This is a genomic window from Coriobacteriia bacterium, assembly GCA_030652115.1.
GTDB lineage: Bacteria > Actinomycetota > Coriobacteriia > Anaerosomatales > Anaerosomataceae > UBA6100.
In genome coordinates this window covers 447,931-472,189 of the sequence record JAUSBK010000007.1, presented here as the reverse complement: position 1 = coordinate 472,189, position 24,259 = coordinate 447,931, and the positions used below count along the sequence as shown (strand labels likewise).

The 24,259-nt window shown below is 67.4% G+C and carries 24 protein-coding genes and 1 riboswitch; of the genes, 2 read left to right on the top strand and 22 right to left on the bottom strand.

Annotated elements, in window-relative coordinates; all coding sequences use genetic code 11:
* Nucleotides 1–38 precede the first annotated feature (38 nt).
* Nucleotides 39–1,250 (top strand): DNA polymerase IV, encoded by a 1,212-nt coding sequence (gene dinB / locus Q7W51_06345; protein ID MDO8847988.1) that lies wholly within the window; start codon nt 39–41, stop codon nt 1,248–1,250.
* Between the two features lie 4 nt (nt 1,251–1,254).
* On the top strand, nt 1,255–1,704 hold the full coding sequence (locus tag Q7W51_06340; GenBank protein ID MDO8847987.1) for a hypothetical protein: 450 nt from the start codon (nt 1,255–1,257) through the stop codon (nt 1,702–1,704).
* Nucleotides 1,705–1,821: 117 nt separating this feature from the next.
* Here Q7W51_06340 and Q7W51_06335 read toward each other — a convergent pair whose 3' ends face one another.
* The 22 genes from Q7W51_06335 to cmk form a co-directional block, all read right to left on the bottom strand.
* The gene (locus Q7W51_06335) at nt 1,822–5,172 is read right to left on the bottom strand and encodes a DNA polymerase III subunit alpha (GenBank protein MDO8847986.1); all 3,351 of its coding nucleotides are present in this window, start codon (nt 5,170–5,172) and stop codon (nt 1,822–1,824) included.
* 7 nt (nt 5,173–5,179) lie between these two features.
* Nucleotides 5,180–5,596, bottom strand: coding sequence for a hypothetical protein (locus tag Q7W51_06330; protein ID MDO8847985.1), 417 nt, complete (start codon nt 5,594–5,596; stop codon nt 5,180–5,182).
* Nucleotides 5,597–5,750: 154 nt separating this feature from the next.
* Entirely contained in the window at nt 5,751–7,757 is a 2,007-nt protein-coding gene (gene feoB / locus Q7W51_06325) for a ferrous iron transport protein B (protein ID MDO8847984.1), read from the bottom strand.
* On the bottom strand, nt 7,754–8,443 hold the full coding sequence (locus Q7W51_06320; protein ID MDO8847983.1) for a metal-dependent transcriptional regulator: 690 nt from the start codon (nt 8,441–8,443) through the stop codon (nt 7,754–7,756). The genes feoB and Q7W51_06320 overlap by 4 nt, the downstream gene beginning before the upstream one ends.
* Before the next feature lie 485 nt (nt 8,444–8,928).
* Nucleotides 8,929–9,300: a 6-carboxytetrahydropterin synthase QueD gene (queD, locus tag Q7W51_06315; GenBank protein MDO8847982.1), complete on the bottom strand. Its 372-nt coding sequence runs from the start codon at nt 9,298–9,300 to the stop codon at nt 8,929–8,931.
* Nucleotides 9,301–9,312: 12 nt separating this feature from the next.
* The gene (locus Q7W51_06310) at nt 9,313–9,774 is read right to left on the bottom strand and encodes a ribonuclease HI family protein (protein ID MDO8847981.1); all 462 of its coding nucleotides are present in this window, start codon (nt 9,772–9,774) and stop codon (nt 9,313–9,315) included.
* Nucleotides 9,771–10,493: a C4-type zinc ribbon domain-containing protein gene (locus Q7W51_06305; GenBank protein ID MDO8847980.1), complete on the bottom strand. Its 723-nt coding sequence runs from the start codon at nt 10,491–10,493 to the stop codon at nt 9,771–9,773. Before Q7W51_06305 ends, Q7W51_06310 begins: the two co-directional genes overlap by 4 nt.
* Nucleotides 10,480–11,601: a Nif3-like dinuclear metal center hexameric protein gene (locus Q7W51_06300; protein ID MDO8847979.1), complete on the bottom strand. Its 1,122-nt coding sequence runs from the start codon at nt 11,599–11,601 to the stop codon at nt 10,480–10,482. Before Q7W51_06300 ends, Q7W51_06305 begins: the two co-directional genes overlap by 14 nt.
* Nucleotides 11,591–12,412, bottom strand: a complete 822-nt coding sequence (locus Q7W51_06295; GenBank protein MDO8847978.1) for a histidinol-phosphatase HisJ family protein — start codon at nt 12,410–12,412, stop codon at nt 11,591–11,593. Before Q7W51_06295 ends, Q7W51_06300 begins: the two co-directional genes overlap by 11 nt.
* On the bottom strand, nt 12,412–13,092 hold the full coding sequence (locus Q7W51_06290) for a hypothetical protein (GenBank protein ID MDO8847977.1): 681 nt from the start codon (nt 13,090–13,092) through the stop codon (nt 12,412–12,414). The genes Q7W51_06295 and Q7W51_06290 overlap by 1 nt, the downstream gene beginning before the upstream one ends.
* 362 nt (nt 13,093–13,454) lie before the next feature.
* A complete protein-coding gene (ribE, locus tag Q7W51_06285) occupies nt 13,455–13,925 on the bottom strand; it encodes a 6,7-dimethyl-8-ribityllumazine synthase (protein ID MDO8847976.1) in 471 nt (156 codons plus the stop codon).
* 11 nt (nt 13,926–13,936) lie between these two features.
* Nucleotides 13,937–15,157 carry a bifunctional 3,4-dihydroxy-2-butanone-4-phosphate synthase/GTP cyclohydrolase II gene (locus Q7W51_06280; protein MDO8847975.1) on the bottom strand — a complete coding sequence of 407 codons (1,221 nt, stop codon included), beginning with the start codon at nt 15,155–15,157 and terminating at the stop codon, nt 13,937–13,939.
* A gap of 5 nt (nt 15,158–15,162) precedes the next feature.
* A complete protein-coding gene (locus Q7W51_06275; GenBank protein MDO8847974.1) occupies nt 15,163–15,828 on the bottom strand; it encodes a riboflavin synthase in 666 nt (221 codons plus the stop codon).
* A 52-nt stretch (nt 15,829–15,880) separates the two neighbouring features.
* Nucleotides 15,881–16,996, bottom strand: coding sequence for a bifunctional diaminohydroxyphosphoribosylaminopyrimidine deaminase/5-amino-6-(5-phosphoribosylamino)uracil reductase RibD (ribD, locus tag Q7W51_06270; GenBank protein ID MDO8847973.1), 1,116 nt, complete (start codon nt 16,994–16,996; stop codon nt 15,881–15,883).
* Nucleotides 16,997–17,004: 8 nt separating this feature from the next.
* Nucleotides 17,005–17,124: riboswitch (FMN riboswitch) on the bottom strand.
* Nucleotides 17,125–17,135: 11 nt separating this feature from the next.
* Complete coding sequence (rpe, locus tag Q7W51_06265) at nt 17,136–17,810, bottom strand: ribulose-phosphate 3-epimerase (GenBank protein ID MDO8847972.1); 675 nt, start codon at nt 17,808–17,810, stop codon at nt 17,136–17,138.
* 7 nt (nt 17,811–17,817) lie between these two features.
* Nucleotides 17,818–18,840 carry an NAD(P)H-dependent glycerol-3-phosphate dehydrogenase gene (locus tag Q7W51_06260; protein MDO8847971.1) on the bottom strand — a complete coding sequence of 341 codons (1,023 nt, stop codon included), beginning with the start codon at nt 18,838–18,840 and terminating at the stop codon, nt 17,818–17,820.
* Complete coding sequence (plsY, locus tag Q7W51_06255) at nt 18,837–19,514, bottom strand: glycerol-3-phosphate 1-O-acyltransferase PlsY (protein ID MDO8847970.1); 678 nt, start codon at nt 19,512–19,514, stop codon at nt 18,837–18,839. Before plsY ends, Q7W51_06260 begins: the two co-directional genes overlap by 4 nt.
* A gap of 1 nt (nt 19,515) precedes the next feature.
* Nucleotides 19,516–20,826 (bottom strand): ribosome biogenesis GTPase Der, encoded by a 1,311-nt coding sequence (gene der, locus Q7W51_06250; protein MDO8847969.1) that lies wholly within the window; start codon nt 20,824–20,826, stop codon nt 19,516–19,518.
* Nucleotides 20,827–20,842: 16 nt separating this feature from the next.
* Nucleotides 20,843–22,117: a DUF512 domain-containing protein gene (locus Q7W51_06245; protein MDO8847968.1), complete on the bottom strand. Its 1,275-nt coding sequence runs from the start codon at nt 22,115–22,117 to the stop codon at nt 20,843–20,845.
* On the bottom strand, nt 22,110–22,952 hold the full coding sequence (gene ispH, locus Q7W51_06240; protein MDO8847967.1) for a 4-hydroxy-3-methylbut-2-enyl diphosphate reductase: 843 nt from the start codon (nt 22,950–22,952) through the stop codon (nt 22,110–22,112). Before ispH ends, Q7W51_06245 begins: the two co-directional genes overlap by 8 nt.
* Nucleotides 22,949–23,590 (bottom strand): lysophospholipid acyltransferase family protein, encoded by a 642-nt coding sequence (locus Q7W51_06235; protein MDO8847966.1) that lies wholly within the window; start codon nt 23,588–23,590, stop codon nt 22,949–22,951. The genes ispH and Q7W51_06235 overlap by 4 nt, the downstream gene beginning before the upstream one ends.
* Entirely contained in the window at nt 23,587–24,255 is a 669-nt protein-coding gene (gene cmk, locus Q7W51_06230) for a (d)CMP kinase (GenBank protein ID MDO8847965.1), read from the bottom strand. The genes Q7W51_06235 and cmk overlap by 4 nt, the downstream gene beginning before the upstream one ends.
* Between the last annotated feature and the right edge of the window lie 4 nt (nt 24,256–24,259).

Genomic DNA, 24,259 nt, shown 5'->3' with positions numbered 1-24,259 from the left:
GTCTACCGCTCGGCGCCCGACCCTCCTACACTCGAACCATGGCCCGATCACCGCAGACATGGACGGGGCGCGCCGTCCTGCACATCGACATGGATGCCTTCTTCGCATCGGTCGAGCAGCTCGATCATCCCGAATGGCGGGGGCTCCCCGTCATCGTCGGCGGTTCGCCCCACGGCAGAGGTGTGGTCTCAACCGCATCCTATGAGGCCCGTACCTTCGGCATCCATTCGGCAATGCCGGCAGCGCAGGCCGCCCGCCGCTGTCCCGACGCCATCTGGGCGCGCCCCCGATTCGCCCGCTATTCCGAGCTCTCGGACGCCGTGTGCGCCGTATTCCTCGACGTCACGCCACACGTGCAGCGCGTCTCGATCGACGAGGCCTACCTGGACGTCACGCCGACACCTCATGATCCGACCGACCCGCGAGACATTGCTTCGAGCATCCAGCGTCGCGTGGACGAGCTCGGACTCTCCTGCTCGATCGGCGTGGCAACCTCCAAGACCGTCGCCAAAATCGCCTCCGACCACGACAAACCGCACGGCATCACGATCGTTCCTCCCGGGACCGAGGCCGCGTTCCTCGCACCGATGTCGGTCTCGGCCATACCCGGCGTCGGTGCGGCCACCGCAGCGCACCTGCACGACGCGGGCATCCGGATCATCGGTCAGCTAGCGTCGCTCGACGAGGCGAGCGCGGCGCAACTCCTCGGCAACGCAGGTCCGGATCTCGTCGCACGGGCACGCGGCATCGACCTTCGCTCCGTTCACGAGGAGAGCGGCGTGAAGTCCGTGTCCAACGAGCACACCTTCCCGAAAGACGTACGCGAGCGGTCCGAGGTCGAGGCCTCGCTGCGCTCACTCGTGCAGCGCGTCGCGCGCCGCCTGCGTGCCAAGGAGCTCAAGGCACGGACCCTCACGCTGAAGCTCCGCTATGCGGACTTCACGACGAGGACCGCGAGCCGAACGGTTCCGGCCGCCACCGACCTCGACGATGCCTTGCTCGCGGTCGCGATCGAACTGCTGACCGAAACATGGACGCCAGGTGCCGGACTCAGGCTTCTCGGCTTCGGCGCATCGGGCTTCACCGAGCGGGCCGAGCAGCTCGACCTTCTCTCCGGTGCACCCTCTGGAGATACCGATCGAACCCGGGCGCTCGTCCGAAGCATCGATGCGGTCAAGGCACGTTTTGGCGACGACGCTATCGATTTCGGGCATGATGATTCGTACGACGCGGTACCTGATGAGGAGTGATCTCGTGTCCCGTGGCTTCATCGTGTGCGTGTTTGCTCTCGCGGGGACGCTCGCCGTGACCGTCGGTGGATGCGGCTCCGCGGCAGAGCCCGCAGGAGCGCCCGGGACACCCGCCGTCGAAGAGCCCGTCGCCACACACGACCCGTTACCAGAGGCCGAGCGCGTGGTGGGCGTCACCGAGCTCGACGGCGGACGCGTCCGCGTCGTCGGGCTGCTCCAGTACCGCGCCGACCTCGACGGCGCCTGGCTGATCCTCGAAGGCACGCCCGGCGAGGACCCATCGCCTGATGCAACCGTGATCGCCTGGATCGAGAACATGTACGACCTCGACTCGGCATGCAGCACCAAGGGTGCGCTCGTCTACGCCGAAGGAACGCTCGCCGAAAGCGACGGCAGTGGCCCCGGCCCGGCGCTGACTGCGGAGTTCGTGGCCAGGGCGGACGAACCACAGTAGGGTTTCGCGGATACGCGGTGAGAATCGGCGGGTGTCCCTGCGGAGTCACTCCGCAGCCGGGGCAGGCGCCGAGGGCGCGGACGAGCGCCCGCAGGCGCCGCGGGCCCCCGGCGAGGACTACGCAGCAGGGATTCCCGCCGATTCCTCCTCGGCTCCTGCCCCGCCGAGGGTCGGACCCAGTGGCCCCGCGCCGACACCCCGCCTGAGCCGGACGAGTTCCCGCCGGTCGTCTCGCACGGTATAGGGCTCGATTCGGTCGGCGATGAGCGCGATCCCGCGCTCGCAGTTGTTCTGCAGCACGCCCTCGATGAGATACGCGCGGTTCTTCACGATCACATCGCCGTAGCGGTTGAGCGCGTCCTCGAACACCACCACGTCGATGAGCCCCGTTGGGTCCTCAAGCGTGAGGAAGCACGTGCGCCTGCCCGAGCGGGTCCGCGGGGTCTGCGCGCGCTCGCGAACGCCGCACACGCGAATGCGCTGGCGGTCCTCACACGCGGGGAGGTCGCGCGCCCAGATGACACCGCGCCGCTCGAGATCTGCCCGCGCGAGGGCCAGCGGATGCGCGGTAATGGCAAGCCCGAGGCATTCGAGCTCGGCCGAAAGGCGCATCGCAGGCGTCCAGCCCGAGACGTGACCGGTGTCGACAGGCCCCCGCGCACGCGCAGGTGCGATCAGCAGCGTGTCGTCACCGGCCACGCCCTGCCTGGCGATGACCGCCTTGAGCTCCGGCAACAGCGCGAGCATCTCGTCGCGCGTCGGCGGGCGTCCGGCGTCGGTCACCCCCAGGCCATCGAGAGCCCCGACGCGTATGAGGCTCCGTGCGGCCGGCTCTTCGGCGCGCGTCCGCTTGAGGAAGTCGGCGAGATCGGCAAAGGGACGCACCGCTCGCTCGGCCTCCAACACTCGAAGCAGGCGCGAGGTCATGTCGAGCAGGCTCCCGAGGCCGACGCGCACAGCGCCCCCGTCTTGCTCTACCGTGAACTCCGCCGAGGAAGCGTTGACGTGCGGCGGTAGCACGTCGATCCTGTGGCGCCGCACGTCGTCGAGCACGAGCCGCGGACTATAGAAGCCCATCGGCTCGTTGTTGAGGATCGCGGCCGCGAACTCGGCCGGGTAGTAGGTCTTGAGCCATGCGGTTGCGTAACTGACGACGGCGAAGCACGCCGCATGCGCTTTGCAGAAGCCGTACGCGGCGAATCCCTCAAGCTGCCGAAAGACCTCCTCGGCCACGGCGAGCTCCACGCCGAGGCCGCACGCGCGCTCCACGAAGTGGACCCGGATAGCCTCCATCGCCTCACGGCTGCGACCCTTGGTCATCGCGCGGCGCAAGCTATCGGCCTCGGCAAGCGTGAAACCGGCCACTGCCTGGGCGACCTGCAGCACCTGCTCCTGGTAGACGATCACGCCGTAGCTGCCTCGCAGGACCTCGCCCATCCCCGGATGCGGCACGGTGACCGGCTCGAGCCCGTGCCGCCTGCGGATGAAAGGCACGATCATCTCGGCTTCGAGCGGACCGGGGCGGAAGAGCGAGATCGCCGCGATGATGTCCTCGAAGTCGCGCTCCTGGAGGCGCATCGCCAGGTTGCGCTGGCCGCTGCTTTCGAGCTGGAACATCCCCACGGTGTCCGCCGAGGCGATCTGCCGGTACACCCGCGGGTCGTCATGCGGCAGCTCGAAGGGCTCGGGCACCGCCGCCTCGCCCACCCGTTCGCGCGCCATACGCACAGTGTCACTGATCGCCGAATGGGTGCGGAGCCCCAAGATGTCCATCTTCACGAGGCCGAGCGCCTCGATGTCGTCCTTGTCGTACTGCGAGACCACCACGCCCTTGGCGGCCCACTGGAGCGGCATCCAGCTGTCGATCGGCTCGCGCGTGATGATGAAACCGCCGAGGTGCGTACCGAGGTGCATCGGCGTGTGGTCGAGTTCGGTCGCGAGCTCCACGAGCAGAGCATGCTCAGGCTTGAGTAGAGGGTGATCCCGGCATTCGGGATACGTGGCGAGAACCTCAGGTAGACGGTGAGAACTCACCCACGGCAGATAGCGCGAGAAGGCGTTCACCTCATCAGGCGGGTGCCCGAGCGCCTTAGCCGCCGTGCGCACCGCGCTCCGGGCGGTCATCGTGTTCACGGTGGCCACCATCGCCACGTGGTCGTGCCCGAAGCGCTCGTAGATGTAGGCGATCACCTCGTCTCTGCGGCGCGAGTCGAAGTCCACGTCGATGTCGGGCATCTGCCGTCGCTCCGGGTTCAAAAACCGCTCGAAGAGCAGCTCGTGTGCGATAGGGTCCGCATCCGTGATGCCGAGGACGTACGTGACGATGGAGTCCCCCGCACTCCCCCGTCCGCTACACCGGATACCGCGCGACTTCGCAAAGTCCACGATGTCCTTCACCGTGAGAAAGTACTCGGGAAAGCCGAGGTCCTGAATGACCGAGAGCTCGTATTGCAGCCGCCGCACCGCCTCGGGGGTGACCGGCCGATAGCGCTGTTCGAGCCCGTGCCATGCGGCCTTCGAGAGCACCGAATACGCGGTCTCCCCTGCCGGCACATCAGCCGCCGGGAAGTGGAATGAGCCGAGGCCGAGGTCGAGGTTGCAGCGCTCCGCGATCTCGAGCGTGGCATCGCAGGCCTGCGACACGTCGGCGAACAGGCGGCGCATCTCACCGGCGGGCTTGAGCCACAACTCGGCGTTCGGACGGTCGTACGGTCCCGGAAGCGCCGTATGCGCTCCCGCCGAGGCGAGCACGTCGTGGAGGCGGAACTGCATACGCTCGGCGTAGTGCACGTTGTTGGTGGCAACCACCGGAAGCCCGCACCGCTCCGCGAGCGCCACGAGCGCGGAGACGTACCGGGGGCTGTCGGGCGTCATGAGGTGCATGAGTTCCACGTAGAAGTCGTCCGGCGCGAAACAATCGGCCAGGTGCCGGAGCGCGCGTTCGGCCCGCGAGCCGAGCCCTGCAAGCACTGCGGCGCCCGCCTCACCACACGGGCAGCCCGAAAGGCCGATGAGACCCTCCGAACACTGCTCGAGATCGCCGAGGGTGACCACCGACGGTTCGTCACCGGTGCGCACGTGCGTGCGCGAGAGCAACCTGCAGAGGTTGCGGTACCCGATGATGTCCTTTGCGAGCAGCGTGAGGTGAAAGCCTGCCCCGGCCGCCCGCCCGAATCCGACCGGAGGGGACAGCGGAAGACGCATCTCCGGCGGCAAGTCGCCCTCGATCGTCGCACCGCCCTCGAGGCCGGCCGCCTCGATCACGATCTCCGCTCCGACGATCGGCCTGACGCCCGCTGCCAGAGCTGCGCGATAGAACCTGATGGCTCCGTACAGCCCCTGATGATCGGTGAGCGCAAGCGCATCCATGCCGTATCCGACAGCGCGCGCCAGAAGAAAGCCAGGGGAAGCTGCCCCGTCCATGAAGCTGAAGTGCGAATGCACGTGAAGGTGTACGAACCCGGCCATGGCGTCTCTAGTCCACGACGCCGGCAAGCAGCCAGCGCTCGCCGATGCGATCGTACGCGAGATCGTAGAGACCGCCGCGCGTGAGCACCCGGAAGCAGCGGCGGCTCAGGCGCTTGCGCGGGTCCCACCAGGCGCGCTCGACCGCCCACGACTGCACGACCGCATCGACGATGTGTCGGCGGCCGTCGAGCACGAACGAGCGCGGAGCGGCGCGGCCAGCATCCCAGACGACCTCGGTCTCTCGCTCGCGCCGCTTACCCGCAAGACCTGACGCGGACGGCACCAGCTCGGAAGCGCGAACGATCCACGGACTCTTGAGCAACTCCACGATGACGGGCGCGCGCGTATCGGTTGCGGTGAACAGGTCGAGCGACTGCCCGGTGGTGCGGGGGTCGAACGTTTTGATCGCGCGATTGCGGCCCATGGGAGACGTCCTTCGAGAGTGAGGCCGAGTGTGGAAGGAGCTTCAGGGGTCCACACCCGGCATGCCGAGTATATCGAACGTATGTTCGGTATACAAGACGTCCCTGACACCCGATGGAGCCACCGGGAGGTGCTCCCGGAGCGTTCGCGCGCCTCTACTCGAGTCCGAGTAGCGGAAGGACGCGGGCCACCACGCCGCCGATCACGAGGGCAAGCGAAACGCTCGCCCCCATCACCGCGAGAGTCTTCGGAAGACCGTTCCTCCGCCAGAAGACCGCGACGGCAGACAGGCACGGGAACGCAATCGTGTTCACGAGCGCGAAGACCACAAGATCAGCACCGCTCATGATGTCGGTGATCTGCGCGCCCGCATAACCAGCGGTGGAGACTGCGAGCACCACGAGCAGCTGGAGCGCCAGTTCATTGCGCAGGGCACCCATCAGCAGCGTCACGCCAGCCACCGCAGGCAGTCCCAGCCAGACCCCCACAATCGGATCGAGCGGCTTGCTCACATTCATCAGCCAGCCGTTCTCGTACAGAGCGCCGAGGACGAGACTCCCGATGACCACAATGGGGGTGGCTACGAACAAGAACTCCCGGAACTGCGTCCAGGCCTTGCTCAGGACCCGCTTCAGGGACGGTCGCCGGAACGGGAACATCTCCATGACAAGTCCGCCCGACTCGCCCGGGATCATCCGTTGTAAGACGAACGCGATGGTCAGCCACATGCCGAAGACGAGTCCCATGACCAACAACGTGTACTGCCAGCCTACGTAGTGCCCGACGGCACCGAGAATGACCGATGTGCGCGCGCTGCACGGAACGAACATCACCAGCGTCGACGCGATGAGACGTTCGCGCTTCGTTCCGAGAGAACGCGTGGCGAGGAGGGCGGGGACACTACATCCCGCACCCGCGACAAGTGGAATCACTGCACGCCCGTGCAGTCCGAGGCGGTGCATGAACCGGTCGGTCAGGAACGCAAGCGAGTTGAGATAACCGCTGTCTTCCAGGAGACCGAGGAGCACGTAGAAGACGAGGATGTACGGCAGGCCCACCGAAAGTGCCGCCTCGATGCCTGCATCGAAACCCCAAGTCAGCACGCGTGCGGTCGTTCCCTCACCGGCGATCGCCTGGATGAGAGCGGTAATCCCGGGGGATGCGTACGTCCCCCACACGGCACTGAACGCACTGGCGAGAATCGAGCCGGCGAAGAAGAGGAAGGCGAAGATCGACCCGGCCACCAGGATCGCCAACGGTACACCGGTCCAGGGCCAGGTCGTGAGGGACCACGCGTCGCGAGACAGGCGACCCTTCGGCTCCACGCGCGAGACGACGTCCTCGCCAATCACCCCGGCAGCACCGTGACGTTCGCGAGACAGATGCAGCAACGCCGACTCTCCGAAGTGCGACTTGATCGTCGCCTCCACGCTGGCCGCCCGCGCGAGGACACCTTCATCGACCCCGGCGACCACTTCCGCCTGGCCCTCAAGGAGCGCGAGCGCGCACGCACGCGCAGACAGACCGAGGGGACGGCATACAATGTCCTCGCACTCACGGGACAACGGCTCTATGAGCGCTTCGTAGTCCGCGCTGTAGCCCACCGGCGAGGGCGCTTCGTGGGAGGCAGATGCGAACGCAGCCTCAACGACGTTCTTGAGACCCATCCCCTGTGTGGCCACCGTCGATACCGCGAGAACGCCCAATGTCCGACCCAGCCCGTCAACGTCCACCGCGATGCCCGTACGACGTGCTTCGTCGGCGAGGTTCACGGCCAGGACGACGCGGTGCTCACGGTCCAGGATCTCAAGGGCCAGGTACAGCGTGCGCGCGAGGTTGAGCGAGTCCAGCACGACCACCACGACGTCCGGGGCCAAATCGGCGAGAGCTCTTCGCGCCACCACCGCTTCCTCAGAGTCGCCTCCGAGCGTGTACGTCCCGGGAAGGTCCACCACACCCAGCGTCCGTTCGCCGGCGCGGGCCGATGCGACATGGACCTCCTGCGTCGTGCCCGGGTAGTGGGCCGTCTCGACTCCGAGGCCCGTGAACGCGTTGAACAGACTCGACTTGCCGACGTTGGGATTGCCCGCGATCGCAATGACCAAATCACCCGACGGCCGTGCGAACGGGCCTGAAACTGACTCGCCACAGCTGCCGCTCACCGGCGGCCCCCGCCTCTGCGCATCCGCCTTGGCCGACCGTGAGTACCGGCGACGACGATCTTCTCGGCGATCTCACGTCCGAGCGCGTACTTCGCATCGCCGACCTCGACCATGAGCGGTCCTTTGAACGGAGCGATGTCGCAGACGCGCACGGCGGTGCCGGGGAACATCCCGAGCGAGGAGAGGTACGAGAGCAGTTCTCCGTCCTCGTCCTCGATGCGGACGATCCTCACTTCGTCTCCCGAGCCCGACTCGCACAATGGCGCGCCTACCTGCTCGGCAATGGCGCCATCTGCGCTCGGGATGGGGTGTCCGTGCGGGCACACGTCCGGGTTGTCCATGAAGCGCTCGAGCGCCTCCTGTACCCGCGGCGACAATGCGTGCTCCAGCTGACACGCCTCCTCGTGGACCTCCGCCCAGGGGAGTTTGAGGACGTCGACGAGGAAACGCTCGGAAAGCCGGTGGCGGCGGATGATATCCAGGGCTCCTCGCCGTCCGGACAACGTGAGCTCGACTCCCCCGTCGGGACGGTCGATCAGCCCGGCGGCCTGCAGCCTACCGAGGGTTGCGGTCACCGTGGGCGCCGACACGCTCATGGCCTCCGCCACCTGCCCCGGACGCACCGGCCCCTTCTCGGCGAGCTTGTAGATGGACTCGAGGTACTCCTCGATCGTTGCGCTCGGCATGGAACGACCCTCCGGTTCAGCGCTGCAGCAGATAGGAAACGCAGGTTGAGTATACGGTAGTCGGCGTTGTTAGGCTATGCTAATTTGCCCTCATCGTTGCTCAGCCACTCGTCCTCAAGGAACACGTCCCCCAGTACCTCTGGTCCTCCATATTCGCCCGTATGCACCACGCGACATACCGCTCATCGCATACTGATACCATTTCCGGAATTCCTGTTGACGCGCTCCGGTGGGACTCGTAGAGTGAGGGGCGTCCCGAGAAGTCGGGCCGAGCGGAACCTGAAAGCCAGCGTACCAGTAGCTGCTCGAAGGGGTCCTCGCGGAGAAGGTTCGCGAAAGCTGACCGGAACCGTCGTGGTTCTCGAGAGTAAGAAACGGGAAGCTTGGGGATTACGGATCACGCAGGCTGGGTTTCTCGGGACACCTGCTTTTTCGGGGCCGCTCTGCGGCCCCTTCGCACGTCCTCGCCGTGTGCAGCAGCGCGGTTATTCCCCCGGCCGATAGGTGATCTTCGCCACCGGCGACTCCCAGACCGCGACCTCAACAAGGGTCACCGCCGGACCCACGAGCTCGGCGAGCCGCTCGAAGATGTGTCGTGAAAGGTTCTCGGCGGTCGGATTCAGGCGATCGAACGGCGGGACCTCGTTGAGATACGCATGGTCGAGCGGCTCGAGCACCGCGGCCAAATCGTCCTTCAGCGTCTTGAAGTCGTAGACGATCCCGACCTCGTCGAGCTTGGATCCCCGCACGACGACCTCGATGTCCCACGTGTGACCGTGAAGCTTGCAGCACTCGCCCGGGTATCCATCCAGCGCATGTGCGGCATCGAAGTGCCCGCGGACCATGAGATCGTACACGGCAGGACCTCCCTACTCGAACAGACGCCCACTGCCATGACCTGGCGGCTCGGGCGCGTCGCCGACGAGACACCGCCCGTCCATCGCCTCGTTCGCAAGCGCATCCGCATCGGCGTTCTCGGCACGGCGGACGTGCGTGAACTCGATCGAGGAGAACTCCCGCCGAAGCGCCTGCGCCTGCAGGAACAGCGGCTTCAGCCCCTCGTTCTTCACCCGATACTCGCCGCGCAGCTGCTTGATCACCAGTTCGCTGTCGGCCTTAACCAGCAACTCCGTGGACCCGAGGGCTAGCGCTGCGCGCATGCCCCACAGGAGCGCCTCGTACTCGGCGACGTTGTTGGTGACGCTGCCGAGGAACGCTCCCCCGCGCGCCGCGACCGATCCGTCAGGACGCCTCAGGACGATGCCCACACCCCCGGGACCGGGATTCCCGCGCGCGCCCCCGTCACTGTTGAGGACCCACGACACGCTCACTCGGCCTCGAGTCCGACCACGAGCAGCCGCTTGCAGTTGGGGCATTCGGCCACCTCCGGCCCGGCGTGGAGTGCCTGGGCCTCATGCGAGGGAATCTGCGTCCTGCAGGCGGTACAGAGCTCGCCTTTCAGGATGCCGACCGCGATTCCGTGCTTGCTCTCTCTCAGCGACTCGTACCGGGCGCGCAGATCTGCCGGCAGCGTCTTGGCCAGCTTCTCGCGGTCTTCCCGCATCCGCCCGATCCGTGTCTGCAGTTCACCGCCCTTGGCCTTGAACTCCGCGATGAGCCCGGCTTCCCTGGCGGCGCCCTCCGTGAGCGCTGCCTCGACCTTCTCGAGCTGCGCTGTGCCCGCCTCGGCCTTCTCCATGAGTCCCAGCTCCTCGAACTCGATCGCGTCCTTGCGGCGCTTGAGCGCGTCGAGCTCGCGGGTGAGATTCTGCAACTCCTTGGGGTTCGTCACCTCGCCGGAGAGGACCTTGGCCTGCTCGGCGTCGATCTTCGTCTGGATGGACGTGGCGTCATCATTCGAGTGCGTGATCATGGCGTCGAGCTTGTGGCAGTAGGCCTGCGCCTTGTTCCGAACGGCCTCGATCTCCCGCAGCCGCTTTCGCAGCTGGAGCACGGCGCGCTTCTCCGGCAGCTCGTCGAGGGCCTTCTCGGACCGGGCGATCTCGAGATCCTGCTCCGTTAGAGCAACGAGCGTGTCACCGTCCGACATTCGGCTCCTCCATCGTCCACCACCCGCACGCCGGTTCCTCCTCGGTCACGGGCACGGCGCCAGCGGCGACGTCCCGGACCGCGCCTGCCAGCACGCGCACGATCGGCCATTCGGTTGCATCGTGACCGGCCTCGATGATCGCAAGGCCGTTCGCCGAAGCCGCCAGGGCGTCATGATACCGCACCTCACCTGCCACCAGGGTATCTGCGGACCGTAGCGCCAGGCCGATGAGCGAGCCCGCCGAACCATTGGCCACCGCGACACGCTCCACGGCCCGCCCTGGATCGCCCCAGACCCGGCACGCCACACCGAGCGCGGCACTCACCTGAGCCGCAAGGTCGCCGAGCGTTGCACCCGCCCGCCACGTGCACACGCGACCCTGACGCGCCACGCCCCGTGCACGAACGCCGGGGACCGCCAGCACGACCGGCTCCTCGTAGGGATGCGCCGAACGGGCTGCCTCGAGGACCGCCTGCATCCGCGAGGGCGGCGCGACCATCTCCAGCCGGACCTCGGCGACCCCGCGCTCTCCCCCGCCGGCCGAAGGCTCCGCGTCGGGGAGCGGCTCGAAGTACCCCGTGCCCTCAGCGCTGAACGCGCAGTTCTCGTACTCGCCCAGCCGCCCTGCACCGGCGTCGGCCATCGCCGCACGGAGCGACGCGACTGCGCCGGGAGGCGTAAAGGTGGTCACGACCACGACGTCCTCGACAGATGACTCCAGCGGCCCGAGCACCTCGAGTCCGAGGGCGAGCGAGAGTGCGGATGCGCCGTCGGGCGCGCGATCGAGATTCGTGTGCGCGGCGAGGAGCGCGACACCAGCGGCGAGCGAGGCCGCAAGTGCCCCGGCCGGACCCGCGCCCCGTTCCACGCGCTCCGGCGGGTCGAGGTAGGCGGGATGATGGGTCACGACGACATTGGCGCCTGCAGCAACAGCGCGGTCCACGGCCTCGGCAGTCGCGTCGAGCGTCACGAGGATCCCCGTCACGGGCGTCCCACGGTCTCCCGAGACCAGACCCACGCGGTCCCACCCCTCCGCCCAGTGCGACGGGAAGCGAAGCTCGAGCGCATCCGTGAGCGCACCGACGGTAAGCAGCGGCTCAGAGGTCATCGATGCCCACCTCCTCGGCCGTACGGTTCCTGAACACCACGACGGAGCGGTAGCCCGCCTCCCTGAGGGCGGCGACGGCCTCTCGCGCACCCGCGCCGACGTCGGCTGGAGCGTGCGCGTCCGATCCGATCGTGGCCACAACGCCCTCGCGGCGCAACGCTTCGAGCATCGCGGGCGCGGGGTAAAGCTCGCGGCACGGCTTGCGCAGCCCCGCGGTGTTCACCTCGACCGCCATGCCCGCCTCGGCAAGCGCCGCCGCGGTGGCAGCATACAGATGATCAACCGGGCCGTCTGGCCGCTTGCAGAACTTCTTCACGAGGTCGGCATGCGCCATCACATCGGCCAGACCGCTGCGCGCAGCGACGATGACGTCGTCGAAGTACCGCTCCCACAGCGCGCCGAGGTCCCACGAATCGTAGCCGTCCGTACGGCCCGGATCGTCGAAGGCCCAGTCATCGATGAAGTGCACCGAACCCAGCACCATGTCGAACGGATGCTCGCCGAGAAGGACCGCCGCGTGGTCGAACCCGTCGGGCACGGCGTCGACCTCGATGCCGAGAAGCACCTCCACGCCGAGTTGTACGCCGAGGTCCGCGGCTGCCCGTACCTCGGCGACGTACGCGGGCAGCTCCTCAGCCGGCATCGCGTAGCCCCCTGCGCCCGGGACCCGCGCGGCGAGTTCGGGGGGAAGCGGAAGATGTTCGGTGAATGCGAGCGTACGCACACCCTGTGCCGCAGCCGCGCGTACGTACTCCTCAGCCGTGCCGTTCGCATGCCTGCATCGCCACGTGTGGACGTGCAGGTCGATCATCAGTCCCCCCCGGGGGCCGGTGCTCCAGCCCGGAAGACCGCGATCATCTCGCCGACGTCGATGTCCGCGATCGGTGCGAGCAGCACGAGCACGTGGCGATGATCGAGCCTGCCGTCGGCGTGCATCTCGCGCACGCTCTCGAGGCTGTCGATCGCGATCGTGCGCATCAGGTTGTGGAGTTTCCGCTGACGTATCGCGACTTTGAAGGCGTCTGCGGTCTGCTGGTCGGCGACCACGAACAGCACCGTGCTCGTCTCGGGCAGTCTCTCCGTGACTGCTGCGACCTCGCTCACGTAGTGCGCGGCAGCAGCTGGCGTGAGCGGCCGGTCCACGGTGCGCATAACGATGTCGATACCCGTGGGCGAACACCACGTGCCATCCGACTCGACCGTGAATCCGATGTCCGCCGCAAGCGCATCGGCCAGCGTGCGGAACTCGCGACGCGTCCGCTCGGCCGCCTCCGAGTGCGGGTTGGGCATCGCGATGATAGAGTCCGGCAGCGCCTCAGACACCGCCCGCCGGTCGGCGCTGGCAAGATCGCGGACGTCGGACGTCAGTGCATCGGAGGCGTCCATCGTCAGCAACTCCGCGAGCCGCGGATTGCTTACCTCGAGCGTGATACCGAAGACATCGAGCACCGCGAACCTGCCGCTGTCTGCATCCTGCGGACCTTCGCTCACCCTGGACTCCTCTCGCGCCGCCATCCTCACACACAATACCGGCTTCCGACACTCCGGTGAAGCGTGACATGCGCGCCGTCCGGCCCGTCGTGTCGTCCTCGGAACCGCTGCAGCACGCCGACTGCGGTCAAATGCCTACCGTTCGTCGAATCGAACACAGGGTCGCTTGTAGCCGCTCTGCGCGTTTGCTATGGTGACGTTCCCACCGAGGTCCATGGCTTCGGATGGCGAGACGACAGGACGTCCACGGTTGATAGCCACAGGGTGGCGAGAACCCTCTGGATAGCCCCAGCGGAACGCCCGGCGGCCGGCAACGGCACACCGGGCGTTCTCTTGCGTTCAGGGGCCTGCGATCGGGCGGTCTAGCCCTCGGCGAGCGCCCGCATGACCTTGGCGGTCTCGATCCCGGCAAGCGCTGCGTCCCAGCCCTTGTTCCCGTGCTTGGTGCCCGCGCGCTCCACCGCCTGCTCGATCGTATCCGCGGTGATCACGCCGAAGGTCACCGGGACGCCGGTGTCGAGCGAGACCTTCGCGATGCCCTTCGATACCTCGGAAGCCACGTACTCGAAATGCGGCGTACCGCCGCGGATGACCACGCCGAGTGCGAGCACGACATCGTACTTGCCCGACGACGCCATCTTCCCCGCCACGAGCGGGATCTCGAAGGCACCGGGGACCCATGCGACGTCCACATCGTCCTCGGCCACGCCGTGACGGACGAGCGCGTCTTTTGCCCCGCCCAGCAGACGGGACGAGAGCAACTCGTTGAAGCGGCTCACGCAGATGCCCACCGTAAGCCCGCTACCCAGCAGATCGCCTTCGTACGTTGCCATATCCGTTCCTCCTAATCGTCCGCCGGCAAGTCGAGCCGGTGCTCCATTTTGTCCTTCTTCGTTTTGAGATAGCGCAGGTTCTCGGGCTTGCACGCCACCTGCAGCGGCACGACCGCGCTCACATGCAGTCCGTAGCCCTCGAGCCCGACGAGCTTCTTCGGGTTGTTCGTCAACAGCCTCACCGAGGAGAGCCCGATATCGGCGAGGATCTGCGCGCCGATACCGTAATCGCGCAGGTCCGCAGGGAATCCGAGTGCCTCGTTGGCCTCAACCGTGTCGGCTCCCTCTTCCTGGAGCTTGTACGCCATGAGCTTGTTCGCGAGTCCGATGCCGCGGCCCTCGTGACCGACGAGATAGAGCACCACGCCGCGCCCCTCGGCCTGGACCCGTCGGAGCGCCTCGGCGAGCTGGTCGCCGCAGTCGCAGCGCAGCGAGTGAAAGACGTCTCCGGTCAGGCACTCGGAGTGCACCCGCACGAGCACATCCTCCGCGCCGGCGACCTCGCCGACCACGAGCGCGAGGTGCGTCGAACCGTCCAGCAGCGACCGGTAGCCGTGCGCGATGAACTCGCCGAATTCCGTCGGCAGGTTCACGGTCGTGACGCGCTCGACCAGGCGTTCGGTCCTGCGCCGGTAGCGGATGAGCTCCTCCACGGTCACCATCTTGAGACCGTGCTCGCGGGCGACCTCCTCCAGCTGCGGCCGGCGGGCCATGGTCCCGTCGGGGTTCATGATCTCGCAGATGACGCCTGCGGGGTACAGCCCTGCGAGGCGCGCGAGATCGACGGCCGCCTCGGTGTGGCCCGCACGCTCGAGCACGCCGCCCGGACGAGCACGCAACGGGAAGACGTGACCCGGGCGCGAGATGTCCTCGGGCTGCGTTTCGGGATCGATGGCGGCATGTACGGTGGCCGCGCGGTCAGCGGCGCTGATCCCGGTTGTGATACGGCCCTTCGCGCCGATCGATACGTGGAAGGCGGTCCCCTGCTCTGAGGTGTTCCGGTCGGTCATGGGAGGAATCTGCAACGCATCGAGACGCTCGCTGGTAAGCGGCAGGCAGATGAGTCCGCGACCGTGGGTAGCCATGAAGTTGACCGCCTCGGGCGTGGCCTTCTCGGCCGCCATCACGAAGTCGCCCTCGTTCTCGCGCCCCTCATCGTCCACGACGATGAGCAGCCGGCCTGCGGCGATCTCGTCGATGCCTTCTTCGATGGTTGCGAACGGGCCGCTCACGGCGCTCACCTGCCGCCCTCGGTGAACTCGCGCAGCATGTCGCCGAGCCCCTTCCGCTCGCGGGGCGCATCTTCGGCGCCAGTGTATCCGGCCACGAATCGCTCGACGTATTTGGCGAGCATGTCTGCCTCCAGGTTCACCGGAGCGCCTACGGGCTTGTCCTTGAGCGTGGTCACCGACTCCGTCTGCGGGATGATGGCGGTCGTGAACCCCTGCGGCCCGACCTTGGCGACCGTGAGCGAGATGCCGTCGACCGCGATCGAGCCCTTCTCCACCACGTACCGCATCACCGCAGGCGGCGCCTGGAACTGGTAGACGGTGAACTTGCCCGCCGGCTGCTTGAGCTCAAGGCGTCCGACGCCGTCGATGTGACCCGAGACGAGGTGGCCGCCCAGGCGGTCGGAGAGCCTGAGTGCGCGCTCGAGGTTCACCTTCGAGCCCTGCTGCAGCGTGCCCAGAGTCGTCCGGTCGAGCGTCTCGGCGCTCACGTCGGTCAGGAACGCGCCCCTGATGAACTTCACCACGGTCAGGCATACGCCGTCGACCGCGATGGAGTCGCCGATCGCCATGTCGCGTCCGAACTCAGGCGAGTAGACCTCGAGGCGCATACCGCCGGACACTCGCTCGGCACGGGTGATGACGCCCTCACACTCGATCAGTCCCGTGAACATCCGCGTGCACTTCCTCTCCCAATGACCAGCACCGAACCCAAAGCAGCCACGTTCACCCGCGTGGCCGCCAGACCGTCACCGCATCACCATCGGCCAAACCCGCTTCTACCGCGAAGAACACCGGCGCGAGGTCCGCCCCAACGCTGTCTGCCTGCCCGAGGAAGAGCGGAGGCGCAGCGTTGCCGCTCATGCCTCCGGCAGTCACGAACACGAGTTCGTCGATCAGCCGTTCGCGCCACAGTGCCGAGAACAGCGAGGGACCCGACTCGATGAGCATGTCGTTCACGCCGTCGTTCGCGATGGCTCGCAGCGCGCCCGCAAGACCGTCAGCGTACGCGTACCGCAAGACTCGCGCTCCCGCGCTCTCCCATGCGGCGACCTCGTCTGCAGCAGCCGCTTCTGACGTCACCAGCGTGCAGCCTCCACCGTCGACCATGACCTGCGAGCGGACGTTGGGCACGCAGGTGCGCGAGAGCACGATGCGGCGCGGCGAGCGTTTCGTGGGCCGCTCCTCGGCATCGCGCGCCGTAAGCGCTGGATCGTCGATCGCCACGGTCGATGCGCCCACCATGACCGCGGACGCCTGTGCGCGTAGGCGCATCGTTACGCGACTCCCACCTGCACCCGTGATCCGTGAACGACGCCGAGCCGCCAGCGCAGGACGCCCGTCAAGAGTGAGCGCGACTTTCACGCGCACGAAGGGCCGTCCCAGTCGCACCCGGGTCAGCCACCCCTCGTTCTGCGCCTCGAAGGGGCGCGGGTCATCCGCCCACCGGATGGTGACGCCCTTTGCGGCCAGCGCTTCGGCTCCCCCACCCGACACCTCGGGATTGGGATCGCGCATGCCGATCGTCACAGCCGAGACACCCTCGGCAAGCAGGCGGTCGACACACGGCGGGGTCTTGCCGAAGTGGTTGCACGGCTCAAGCGTCACGTAGACATGCGCGCCTCGGGCGCGTTCGCCCGCCTGACCGAGGGCCACGATCTCTGCATGCGGCCCGCCTGCGCGTTCGTGGAAGCCCTCTCCCACGATCGTGCCGTCCTGCACGACGACGCAACCCACAAGGGGATTCGGGGAGGTTGTCGCCCGACCGCGCTCGGCCAGTTCGAAGGCACGGCGCAGGTACGGGTCTGCGATCCCGACAACGGGGTCGGAGAACAGCGTCATGAAACGAGCTCCTTCTTCTTCCATCCGGACTATGACCGTCGGCTCCGGAATCTCACCGGATCGGCCCCTCACGGGGCTCGCGGGCTTTCACCGCCGGTGGGGACTTGCACCCCGCCCTGAAGAAAGTTCGGACGTCAGTCTACACCATCTGCGCGGAAGCGTGAGCGCGGATCTCCTTGAGCGCGGCCGCAGGATCGGGGGCGCAGAAGATCGCGTTGCCCGCCACGAGGGTGTCGGCTCCGGCCGCAACGACGCGCGGCGCGGTGGTGACGTCGATCCCGCCGTCCACCTCGATGCGTGGCGACACGCCGATCTCGCGGCACATCGCCCTGATCTCGGCCACCTTGTCCACCGATGACTCGATGAACGACTGACCGCCGAAGCCGGGGTTCACGCTCATCACGAGCACGAGGCCCACGTACGGCAGGATCTCCTCGATCGCCGAGGCGGACGTGCCCGGATTGAGCGTGACGCCAGGAATAGCGCCACCTGCGCGAATGGCACCCACCGTGCGATGCAGGTGCGTGGACGCCTCCACGTGCACGGTCACGATGTCCGCGCCGGCCTCGACGTACCACATCGCCGTGCGGTCGGGGTCCGAGACCATCAGATGGCAGTCGAGCGGGCGGTGCGCCACGCGCTTGAGCGCTTTGACGACCGGTGGGCCGATGGTGAGGTTCGGCACGAAGTGCCCGTCCATCACGTCCACGTGGATCAGATCGGCTCCCGCATCCTCCACGAGCGCGACCGCATCGGCCAGGTGCATGAAGTCCGCCGAGAGAATGGAAGGTGCGATGAAGAGCTCGTTGCTCACGCGCATCTCACCCCTCGTCCTCGACGAGACCCATCCCGTGCAACTCATCCCGAGCCGAGCGTCCCATGAGCACCGCCCCGGCCTCCGACGCCTGGTGTCCCTCGTACAGGATAGCCCGCACCTGGTGCGTGATGGGCATCTCCATGCCGAGCTTGTGCGCCAGGTCATCGAGGGAAACCGCGCTCTTGGCTCCCTCGGCGACCATCTTCGTCTCCGCGGAGTAGCTCTCCACGGTGCCGCCCTTGGCGACCCACTCGCCGAGCGCCCGGTTGCGGCTGTGGCGGGACGTGCACGTGACGATCAGGTCGCCCATCCCGGCGAGCCCCATGTAGGTGAGCGGGTTCGCGCCCAGGTGCGCCCCCAGCCGGGACATCTCGGCAAGCCCCCGCGTCATGAGCGTCGCCTTCGTGTTGTCGCCGTAGCCGAGACCGTCGCTCATGCCGGCGGCCACCGCGACCACGTTCTTCGATGCGCCGCAGAGTTCCACGCCCACCACATCCGGGTTGGTGTACACGCGGAAGAAGGGCGTCATGAACATGTCCTGCAACTTCCGGCCGACATCCTCGCTGTACGCCGCCACCACGGTGGCCGAGGGGACGCCTTTGGAGACTTCCTCGGCATGGTTGGGGCCTGAGAGCGCGGCCAGACGTTCGCGATGGCCCAGCACGTCATCAAGGACCTCCGTCATGCGCATGAGCGTGCCCTGTTCCACGCCCTTGGCGAGGTTCACCACCGGAACATCCTTGCGCAGCACGCCGGCCATCTGCTCGGCAACGCCCCGAACGCCGTGGCTCGGCGTGACCACAACGACCGCATCGGCTCCGTGGAGTGCACGCTCGATGTCCGAGGTGGCCTTCACCCACGGGTCGAAGATGACGTCCTTCAAAAAGAGCGGGTTCCGTCGTTCCTGATTGATGCCCTCGGCGATCTCGGGCTCACGCGCCCACAGGGTGACGTACGTTCCCTTGCCGCCGAGCAGCCATGCAATGGCCGTGCCCCACGAGCCCGCTCCGATCACCGCGGTGTTCATCTCTCGGTGCTCCCGTCGTCGCGGCGGTGCTTCAGTTCATCCCAGGTCCGGCGGCGGAACGAGATCTTCGACTCCTCGCCCCTCCTGATGCGCCCGATGTTGCTGCGGTGACGCCAAATCACCAGTGCGGCAGTGATCACCGAGAACAGCACGAGCGCGATCCGATCCGGATACAGCAACCAGGATACACCCGGGAAGAGGGCCGCTATGATGATCGACCCGAGGGATACCTGCTTCCAGATCGCCACGATGATGACGAAGATCACGAGCATGATCGGTACTACTCTGGGGGCGAGCATCATGATCGCTCCGGCCGCGGTCGCGACCCCCTTGCCGCCGCGGAACCCGATGAACGGCGAGAACGAGTGGCCCGCGATGGCTGCAGTGGCCCCCAGGACGCCGAACCAGTCGTACCCCGCCGCGGCCCACTGCACGGGAACGAACAGCGTCGCGAACCAAACGCCGAGCGCGCCCTTCGTGGCATCCAGGAACAGAACGGCGAGCCCCGGAGCAGTCCCGAAGACGCGGAGCACGTTCGTGGCGCCCGTGTTGCCCGAGCCGAGGTCGCGGATGTCCTGCTTCCAGAAGATCTTCACGACGATGACCGCCCACGGGATCGAGCCCACGAGGTACGCCGAAAGCGCGGCGCCGATGATCCGGAGGGCGGGCTCCATCTCAGCCCTTCTGCCTGAACTTCAGCCTGATCGGCGTACCGGTGAGGTCGAACGCCTCGCGCAGGCGGTTCTCGAGGTACCGCTCGTAGTTGGTGTCGACCATGCGCGGATGGTTCGCAAAGAAGGTGAAGACGGGGGGCTTCGATCCTGTCTGGGTCACGTACTGCAGGCGCAGCATCTTTCCACCCTTGGAGATGGTGTGGCCGGAGGCGCGAAGCTCGGTGAGCAGCGCGTTGAGCTTGCTCGTGGGTATCGACTGCGCGTACGAATCGTAGACGGTTTTCACCAGCGGCAGGAGCTTGTGCACGCCCGTGCCCTTGAGGGCGCTCACGCGCACGACCGGCGCGAAGCCGATGAACCCGAGCTTGTCGGGCAGCCGTGCCACCAGCTCGGTCTTCTCCTCCGGCGTCTCGAGCAGGTCCCATTTGTTGAGCGCTATCACGATGCCGCAACCGCGCTCCGCAGCGAAACGCGCGACGCGCTGGTCCTGATCGGTCACGCCCGTGGCGGAGTCGATCACGAGCACCGCGACCTCGGCCCGGTCGATGGCGCGCATGGCCCGCACGAAGCCGTAGTACTCCACCGACTCTTCGATCTGCGACTTGCGCCGCAGACCGGCGGTGTCCACCAGACGGAACGTGGACTCCCCGTCCGTCAGCATCGTGTCGATTGCGTCGCGCGTGGTTCCTGCGACCTCCGACACGATCGCCCGCTCGCGACCGAGAAGCTTGTTGTAGAGCGACGACTTGCCCGCGTTCGGCTTGCCGATGATCGCAACGCCGATGGACGAGTCATCGGACGACTCGTCTTCCACGGGCGGCAGCGCCTCGACGAGCGCGTCGAGCAGGTCGCCCGACCCGTGCCCGTGCAGCGCCGACACCGGCCACGGCTGGTCGAGACCGAGACTCCAGAACTCGTGGATCGCGTCCTCGCGGCCCGGCGTGTCGAGCTTGTTCACCACAAGGAAGACCGGCGTCTTCTGCCGGCGCAGCAGGCCCGCGACCTCTTCGTCGCCCGCGGCGATCCCGACCGAGCCGTCCACGAGAAAGACCACCACGTCTGCCTCGTTGGCAGCAACGACGGCCTGGGCTCTGATCGAATCGCCGAACGCGTCGTCGGTAGAGAACTCGATGCCGCCGGTGTCCACGAGCATGAACTCGCGGCCGTTCCAGTCGGCACGGTGGTAGCTGCGATCGCGCGTGACGCCGCTTTGCGCGTGCACGATAGCGTCCTGCGCTTGGATCATGCGGTTCACGAACGTCGACTTGCCGACGTTCGGTCTTCCGACGACCGCGACGATGGGGAGCGTCATGGGGCTTCAGGCCTTCCTACAGGGCGGCGAGCGCCGCGGTGAGACTCGCGGCATCGGTGCCGATGATGCGGACGTCGGCTCCGGACTCTGATGCGAGGCGGGCCGACGGCATGTCGTCGAGTAACAGACCGTCGGAGTTTACTACAACGTCAGGCACGAGGTACGTACCCGCCCGGCCGTCCTCGGCAATGGCACGCACGATGTCGGCGCCGCAGAGCAGCCCGGTCACACTGACGTTGCCGCCGAACAAACCGTTTTCGACCGCGAGCACGCGCACGTCCGCGCAGCCGGCGCGATCGAGCGCCCCTCGCAAGACGGGAGCGAACAGCTCGCCGGTGACCAGGGTCGCGGCCCGGCACTCGACGCCCGGAGACCGGAACTCGTCCAGGAAGGCGCTCGCCATGCCGATGCCGTTCTCGAACTGGGGAAAGCCGTCGTACTCCTCGGCGGGTGGAAACGGGACTCCCGACAGGAGATACACCTCATCGGCCGCGTACACCCACCCGCAGCCTCGCTCGTCGCGCATCCGTCGCTGCCAGCCCGTCACGACCCCGAGCACGGCGGCTGCCGTGTGGTGGCCGTACGAGGCCGCCCAGCGCGTCTGGTGCCCCGTGTAGCCCATCGGCACCGTCCCCACCGACAGCACGCCGCTCCGCGCGGCAAGATAGCCGAGTGTCTGTTCGAGCACCGCGCCGTCGTTGACGCCGGGGACGAGAACGACCTGCACGTGCGCCTTGATTCCGGCGTCGAGCACGGTATCGAGCACCTCCAGGGCGTGGTCCTCGACAGTCGGACAGATGAGGCGGGCGCGCACCTCGGGGTCCACGGCATGGACCGACACGTGGAGCGGCGACAGGTGCTGCGTGATGATGCGGGCAACGTCTTTGGCCGTCGCGTTCGTGAGCGTGACGAAGTTGCCCGAGAGAAAGGACAGACGGAAGTCGTCGTCACGCACGTAGAGCGACGGCCGCAGGCCTCCGGGGAGCTGCGAGACGAAGCAGAACGCGCAGGCGTTATCGCACTCGCGAATCGGCGTGAAGAGGGTCTCGGTGAACGTCACGCCAAGCGCCTCGCCTGGCCGACGGATGATCTCGACCTCGCGTTGAGCGCCGTCACGCTCGATCGTGAGGCTGAACGACGGCTCATCGGTGAGCCACCACCAGTCGATCACATCGGCAAGCGGCGCACCGTCGACCGCGAGGACGCGGTCTCGGGGCAGCAGGCCCGCGTCGCGGGCAGCGCCGGCATCGACCGTCGCGACGGTGCCGCCGGTGGACGCCGGATCAGGCATCGCCGGCGAGTGCCTCGATCGCGTCGATCACGCCGCGGATCTGCTCGTCAGGCGTTGAGGCGCCTGCGGTCACGCCGACGACTTCCGCACCGCCGAACCACGCCGGGTCGAGCTCTTCGGAGGTTTCCACATGGTGCGTGCGCGGATTCCGCGCGAGGCAGATCTCGGCCAGCCGCGTCGTGTTGCCTGAGTTGTGTCCGCCGACGACGACGATCACGTCGACCTCCTCGGCCAGACTGGCCGCGGACGCCTGCCGCTTGGCGGTGGCGCTGCAGATCGTGTTGCAGACCCTGAGCTCGGAGACGCGCGGCAGCAGAGCCGCGACGACCTCCTGCAGCAGGGCCGGCGGCTGCGTGGTCTGCACGACGATGCCGATGCGCCGTCCGGGCAGCTTTGCGGGAATGTCGCTCGCATGCTGCACGATCAGCGCCTCCCCGCCGGCGTGCGCGAGGATACCCTCGACTTCGGGGTGGTCCGATTCGCCCACGATGACGACCGCGTAACCCGAAGTCGCGAGGTCCGCTGCACAGGTGTGCGCGGCGGTGACGAACGGGCAGGTGGCATCGATGACGTTGAACCCCCGGCTTTCGGCTTCCGTGATGACAGCCGGATCCACGCCGTGCGACCGGATCACGAGCGTCCCGGTCGGCGCGTCATCGAGGGTGGACGCCACGCCCACGCCCTTCGCCTGCAGCGCCGCGACGGCCTGCGGATTGTGGATGAGCGGCCCGAGGGTCGCAACCGGACCACCGGCAGCGGCAGCCTCGCCGGCGAGCTTGAGTGCCCGTTCGACGCCGTAGCAGACGCCCGCGTGCCGTGCGACGATCACCTTCACGCCATCACCTTCCTGGCCATCTCGAGTTCGGATGAGATGCGCTCCATCACGACTGCGGTCACCGCCGTCACACGGTCCTTGCGCCCGCCTTCTGGAAGGATGCTCCCCACGTCGATCGGGCTGCCTACCCGGATGTTCGTCCGCACCAGCCGGGGCCGCTTCGCACCCTTCGGCCAGGCCCTGTCCGTACCCGTGAAGGCCACGGGCACGATCGGCACGCCGGCACGCAAGGCGATGAACGCCGCACCGCCCTGTGCTTCCCGCAGGGCCTCGGTGCCATCTTCGGCGCGACCGCCTTCCGGGAAGACACCCAGAAGCTCGCCGGCTTTGGCAAGCTCGGTCGCCGTGGTGATCGCGGTGCGGTCAGGCTCCCCCCGGTTCACCGGGAACGCCCAGAAGCGTGGAAGCAAACAGGCCATGATGCGACTGTCCCACAGCTCGCGCTTGGCCATGAAGTGCACCGGACGCGGCGAGGCGCACCACAACAGGATCGGGTCCAGGTACGAGACGTGATTCCCGGCCAGAATGGCTCCCGTGGGAGGAATGTTCTCGGCGCCGTCGAGCCGCGTGCGGAACAGCACCCGAAGCATGCGGCCAACAGTGGCCTTCGCGAACCGCGGAAACAGCGCGTACTTCATCGCGCGCCCTCGACGCGCTCCACGATCGCGTCCACCACCTGCTCGATAGAAAGCCCGGTCGTGTCGAGCAGCTCGGCATCCACGGCAGCCTCGAGCGGGCTCACCTCACGCGATGAGTCATACGCGTCCCGCCGCTCCAGCCGTGCCTGCACCTCGTCCTGATCGACCTCGTGCCCCTGATTGGCAAGGTCTATACGGCGTCGGCGCGCTCGCTCCTCGGCACTGGCGGTGAGGTAGATCTTCACCTCGGCATGCGGGAAGACCACCGTGCCGATGTCACGTCCCTCGGCCACCGTGTCGCCCGCCGAGGCAAGCAGCCGCTGCTGCTCAACGAGCGCCGTACGAACACCGGGGACGGCCGAAACGGCGCTTACATTCGCATCAACAACGGGGAAACGAACCTCCGCCGTGACATCACGACCGGCGATGTGCACCGAGTTCGCGATGGGCGCGCCTTCGGCGTAGTCGAAGGTGACCGGGTTCTCCTCGGCAAGCGCCGTGAGAAGGGGGCCGTCTTCGACCGGGACTCTCCGGTCGAGCGCAAGCCAGGTCACGGCGCGGTACATGGCGCCCGTGTCGAGGTGGCGGACGTCGAGACGTCGGGCAACGGCCTTGGCAACGGTCGACTTGCCGCTCGCGGCCGGGCCATCGATGGCGATGATCACGCGC

Coding starts and splice junctions, on each gene's coding strand:
- dinB (MDO8847988.1), top strand. CDS start 39: ATGGCCCGATCACCGCAGACATGGACGGGGCGCGCCGTCCTGCACATC.
- Q7W51_06335 (MDO8847986.1), bottom strand. CDS start 5,172: ATGGCCGGGTTCGTACACCTTCACGTGCATTCGCACTTCAGCTTCATG.
- Q7W51_06330 (MDO8847985.1), bottom strand. CDS start 5,596: ATGGGCCGCAATCGCGCGATCAAAACGTTCGACCCCCGCACCACCGGG.
- Q7W51_06320 (MDO8847983.1), bottom strand. CDS start 8,443: ATGCCGAGCGCAACGATCGAGGAGTACCTCGAGTCCATCTACAAGCTC.
- Q7W51_06305 (MDO8847980.1), bottom strand. CDS start 10,493: ATGTCGGACGGTGACACGCTCGTTGCTCTAACGGAGCAGGATCTCGAG.
- Q7W51_06300 (MDO8847979.1), bottom strand. CDS start 11,601: ATGACCTCTGAGCCGCTGCTTACCGTCGGTGCGCTCACGGATGCGCTC.
- Q7W51_06295 (MDO8847978.1), bottom strand. CDS start 12,412: ATGATCGACCTGCACGTCCACACGTGGCGATGCAGGCATGCGAACGGC.
- ribE (MDO8847976.1), bottom strand. CDS start 13,925: ATGGCAACGTACGAAGGCGATCTGCTGGGTAGCGGGCTTACGGTGGGC.
- Q7W51_06275 (MDO8847974.1), bottom strand. CDS start 15,828: ATGTTCACGGGACTGATCGAGTGTGAGGGCGTCATCACCCGTGCCGAG.
- ribD (MDO8847973.1), bottom strand. CDS start 16,996: ATGACGCTGTTCTCCGACCCCGTTGTCGGGATCGCAGACCCGTACCTG.
- Q7W51_06260 (MDO8847971.1), bottom strand. CDS start 18,840: ATGAACACCGCGGTGATCGGAGCGGGCTCGTGGGGCACGGCCATTGCA.
- plsY (MDO8847970.1), bottom strand. CDS start 19,514: ATGGAGCCCGCCCTCCGGATCATCGGCGCCGCGCTTTCGGCGTACCTC.
- der (MDO8847969.1), bottom strand. CDS start 20,826: ATGACGCTCCCCATCGTCGCGGTCGTCGGAAGACCGAACGTCGGCAAG.
- Q7W51_06245 (MDO8847968.1), bottom strand. CDS start 22,117: ATGCCTGATCCGGCGTCCACCGGCGGCACCGTCGCGACGGTCGATGCC.
- Q7W51_06235 (MDO8847966.1), bottom strand. CDS start 23,590: ATGAAGTACGCGCTGTTTCCGCGGTTCGCGAAGGCCACTGTTGGCCGC.